4 protein-coding genes are annotated in these 5,137 nt (G+C 41.0%); all 4 read right to left on the reverse strand.

The genetic code is table 11. The annotated features are described in order from the left end of the window. A partial coding sequence (locus A3757_RS13395; protein WP_068739776.1) for a hypothetical protein occupies positions 1 to 1,424 on the reverse strand: 1,424 nt, incomplete at its 3' end. Positions 1,425 to 1,651: 227 nt separating this feature from the next. Then, positions 1,652 to 2,818, reverse strand: a complete 1,167-nt coding sequence (locus A3757_RS13400; protein ID WP_197470040.1) for a hypothetical protein — start codon at positions 2,816 to 2,818, stop codon at positions 1,652 to 1,654. A 32-nt stretch (positions 2,819 to 2,850) separates the two neighbouring features. Next, the gene (locus tag A3757_RS13405; protein ID WP_068553581.1) at positions 2,851 to 4,056 is read right to left on the reverse strand and encodes a glycosyltransferase; all 1,206 of its coding nucleotides are present in this window, start codon (positions 4,054 to 4,056) and stop codon (positions 2,851 to 2,853) included. 71 nt (positions 4,057 to 4,127) lie between these two features. Further along, a partial coding sequence (locus tag A3757_RS13410) for a glycosyltransferase (RefSeq protein WP_231878275.1) occupies positions 4,128 to 5,137 on the reverse strand: 1,010 nt, incomplete at its 5' end.

A 5,137-nucleotide genomic window follows, 5' to 3' on the forward strand; every position in this document is an offset into this window, starting at 1 on the left:
ACAATATCGGTATCTTCACGGGTCTGATTGCAAGCCATTGCACGAACTGACCCACCAGTTGCGTTAGCAAATTCAGTTTTCTTAATATGTGTATTTGTAGCCGCATCATAAATCGTAGTAAAACCGTAGCTATCGACCGCAATAGCTAGTCTACGAATCATTTCAGGAATATCTTCCCCCCCGATAGTCCAATAAGTTTGCCAAAGAAAATCTACAATATTTTCGCTCATCCAAGGGGAAAAGCCCCTTGAATTTGTTGCCCCGATAGGGGCAGAGTCTTGGCTATATTTTCCCTCATGAACATCCATATTATGGTCAAACGCACCACTTTTAGGAGTCCATCCATTTTGCTCATCCCAAATAAAGGTGTTTTGCTGCATATCTTTAAGTGAGTTAATTCGCTCCCTCAGATTTGAAAGGACCGTTGCATTGCCCGTCATCTCATACGCGACAATTTCAGCAAGCCCCACCAACCCAGCAGCTCGCTCAGTAAAGCCATCGTTTTCGCCTGAAAAGTCATCTCTAGTATTAAATTGATTCCACCCAATATCAGCCTGAAGCGCCATATTAACAATTAAACCAGAATCCCACTGACTATCATCACCAACCAAAGCCCAAGCAAGCTTAGCCTGCTGTGGCGCAATATACTTTCCATCGGCGCATGCGACATTAGAATAAGTCCAGCACCCACTACCTCCAGGCGCTGCAGGAGGAGAACCATCATTCCGAACATAATTGAAGTAAAACTGTTTGGACAAAAAGGCTTCTTTCAGAAACTCTACCCTTCCTGTTGTAACATAAGCCTTAAACATCGCACTGGAACGATCAAAAAGCCAATTCCCCCTCACTGAAGAACTATAATTCAACCCTCCTGCCCAATTGTTAAACTGATCCTCTTGATAAGATTCAAAAGCATCTCCACTACTGGGGGCTGCTTCAAACGGTGGAATAATCCCAGAGTTCGCTAAATATTCGGGATCATGCAATGCAAATATTCTAGGGTATGGAAGATTATTTTTGTCGGAACCTGCTATCGCCCATCCTTGACTTTGGTCTCTTTCAGATAATCTTGGCACTGAGGCTCCTGAATCAGTAATCTGAACTTCAAGATTACCAGCAGTCATATCTACATCATTCAGCTGTATTGTTACAGAACGTAATGAGTTATCTGACCAATGATAACGCAACCCTTCTTCAACATAAGCAGCAATTTCACTTCCTCCTATCGACACTCTAATTTGATCAACTTCTGTTACATCGCCTTTTGACAAAGGAAGACCAAAGGTAACGAGCTCATTGGAACTAGGAGAAACCTCAGAATCAGCATGTAATGTAACAGAAGTATTAAGAGCAAACGCGGACACATTGGTAAATAAGCAAATGCCTACTCCCAACATTTTCATCTGTAAATCATATAATTTCATTTTACGACACCTCACAACTAACTCGGCGAAGTCAGTTGTCACAAATTCTATTCGTGGAATTAACACTCTCTTAACTTAAAGATATACCAATACGCTATTTTGGCTAGCCCTGACTAGCTTATATTGCAATTCTAATTTAGTCTAAGAACAGTCCCCCACATAACGTGTTCACTAGATAGCAATACACCCCGCCTCAACCGCCATTTATTTGACACCTTTTTTTACAATTAAAGCAACACTTTTGGCTTAGGAAGAACATAATCCCTATATTCATTTGGATTACCTTGCTCCCCTGCTTCGGCAGCTTTAACTATATTGTACATTTCCCGGGACGACACAAAATGCATTGCATATTGCTCACCATCATTGTACTTGTCTGCAAGATACTCATACATCTTCACAGTTGGCTCCCCTAACAAGGTATCAATATCCACCTCCTGAGTACCATGCGTATGAATTTTCACAAATACCCACTCTGGACGCCCCTTAACATGAATATGCTGATCAACCCACATATCAACACGATCAGATGTAGGGGGTATAGATTTACGAATATCACCATTTTCAATTCCTGGTAAAAACCCAAACTTTCGCTTCTTCCAATTTAGACAGAGCGGCCCCTGTATTATCATCAAATCACCAGATGCAGGCTTACCGACTTCAACATCAACGCCTTTGTCATGAGATTTAGGTTTATCTGGATCATCCGTCGCGTAATAGATCGAATTCACTGTTGATGTCTGAGTCGGACTTGGCGCTGATGGTAAGGTAAAGTCCGCATAACAACCTGTTGCTTTCAAAACTAAAAGTTCATCATTAACGCCACAATGCAGGCCTTCAGGGTGACAATTATCAAGCGTCCAATTTCCATGTATGAAACCATACGCCAGCTTCCCTGTCTCTGGATGTCTAACTAGAGAGCGATGCGAATTATGTAGGGTATTTGCAAAACGCTCCAAAGTTTCAGTCAAGTTTTCACGAGTATCATTTTCATGATGCAAATGAATTTCCAGCTCTCCAAAACCTTGTGCACATAAATCTTCAATCTTATCCAGATGCTCTTTTCTATACTCTTCTTCAGGATAGAAATAACTATGTTTTGGTAAGCAACCGTCTGAATCTTTAATATGACCAAACTCTTTAGGAATTTCCTGGTGCCAACGATCTACACGATGCCTTTCAACTTCAATATCATTTGGCTTCCCCCACTGTGGTTCGTAATGATCAACGAAACAAAACATAACATGCGTAGTTCCTTCGTACTTCAGTTTACCCTTTAATTTTCTTCTCAGGTAATAGGGTAGCCAGATATGCATTTCTTTCTTATAAAGAACCAATCCAACAAGACCTAGTCCAACTACAATTAATATTGCCGAGATCTCAAACGGTGACACCTTGCTTTACTCCTTTTTGCTGCCAGGCCAGCTTATGGGTGTTTCTGGCTTACTGATAATAACTCTAACACTAATTCTGCGTTGTGTTTCCACTGCCGCTGATTGTGAATATACTTCCTTGCTCCATCCCCAACCCTTTTAATATTCTTTAAATCCCCAGCTAACTTTAAGGTTATCTCGACAGCCTCAGCTTTATCCTTTCTAGTGAACAACCAACCATTTTCATTATCGCTTACTACTTCTGCGATTGGTTCAAAATCTGGAGAAACCAGTGCTACCTCCATAGCCATCATTTCAAACAACTTCATCGGTGAACCATATTCATTTGAATCTGGAAGAATTCCATAATCCATTGCAGCAATATATGAACTAACCTCCGTATGAGGGACCCTACCAGGCATAATCACCTGTTCCTCAATTCCGTATTGCTGAACAACAGACTGAATATCCTCATAGACCACACCATCTCCGACTAAGAGAAGTGACAACTGAGGATAACCAGAGAGTTTTGGCGAAATCTCTTTTACAAACCAGTCAATTCCATGCCAGTGAACAAATGCACCTACATAGCCACATACCACCTGCCCCGACAATCCTAGGGAAGACTTAGCTGCTTCTCGATCAATTCCATCCAAATTAAACTGCCGAACATCTGCCGCATTTGGGCAAATAATACTAGGTGCTATATTGGCGTACTGACTTTCAACAGTATTCTTGAAGTTTGTTGAAATAAAAACGATTCCATTGCTATTTTTAAAGATCCACGCCTCTATACGACGCGCTAAGCACTTAAAAAATAAAGGCCGAACTCGCTCCACGATAGCTGAATCATTCACCTCAAGTATAATCGGAACATTCTTCATTCGAGCAATCAACACACCTGCAAACATAAATAACGAATATCTTTCGTATAAGAAATCCGGCTGATCTCGACAAACAACTTTATTAACTCTGAAGAACGCAATTAAATTGTACGCAAGCTCTATAAACTCAAATACAAACTCTGGAGCGTATTTCGTTAACTCAATAATACGTGACAGCAAAGTTGAAACTATATTTGTTTTTTGAACCGTTGTTTTTTCGCGGCTGGCAGACGAATCTTCGGCATCTGGATCTGCTCCTGGTAAAGAAAGCAGTTCAACCTCATGCCCAAGTTCACGAAACGCTTTCACAACCCCCATAATATGAGCACCCTCCGCGCCTTTACCTCTAGTACGGTGATGGTATACAACTCTCATTATTCGGCTCCTTGCTGACAATAGCTACAACTAAAAAATCAACTTCCATAACAAACATTCATAACCAGATATCAAACTCTATTCAGAAAAGCTTCTACCTGGCTAATATTATCTTCCCAAGAATACTGAGCCCCTAAGGTGGCAATTTCATTCTTTGAACCCAGCTCATTCAAACGACGATCAGACATTGCCTCTGAAAGGCCTAGCACATCTCCAGGTTCAACTAACAAACCAGATACCTTATCCTTGACCACTTCGGGAATCCCACCAACTTTGGTTGCAATCACAGGCACACCACTACAGATAGATTCCAACAACACATTCGGAACGCCCTCATGATAAGAAGGCAAAACCAAACAAGCACAAGATCGAATATAAGTAGCTGCCTCGCCATGAGGCTTAGGCCCCAGAAATTCAATAAATTTGCTATATGAGCTGTTCTTTGATCGAGCAACCAATTCTGACGTCATTGCCCCACCACCGATAAACTTCAGTTCTTTATCCCCTCCTGCATCTCGATATAGAAAATATGCATTCAACAAATCCAAGACACCTTTGTCTCGTTTGAGGTTTCCAACATAGAGAAAACAATTATCGATATCAGCTGACATTAATGGATAGAACAGTTTTTGGTCCACTCCATTATAAACTTGGCAAACCCTATCTTCAGAAACACCGAGCTCAGACAGTTTAGTTGCTAGCGCTTTAGACACCGAAAATACGCCTTTAGCATTACCACATATTCGACCAATAATATTTCGCCTACGCCCCTCACTGGCCAATATATTAATATCACTCCCATGAACTTTAATATAGTAAGGGCAATCAAATCGCTTTGCTAACTGAGCTGCTGCAAACCCATCTGGGTATGCCCAGCTACCCAATACAACTTCAGGCCTAAACCCTCTAAAATGACTATTTAGTCCAATAAGGACAGAAAGCCACATAAACCAACCAAAAAAAGAGTAAAGAATTTTAGGAGTATACCAATAGCAAACGTAGAGTAATTTGGGACTGTTTGCTTTTTTTATTTCCGCTCTGTGCATTAAATAATCTAACCAAGAAACTGGGACTATAATTG

It is taken from the genome of Oleiphilus sp. HI0117 (assembly GCF_001635235.1).

What these genes read in the sequence shown, in the direction of transcription:
- A3757_RS13405 (WP_068553581.1), bottom strand. Translation starts at nt 4,056, where the DNA reads ATGAGAGTTGTATACCATCACCGTACTAGAGGTAAAGGCGCGGAGGGT.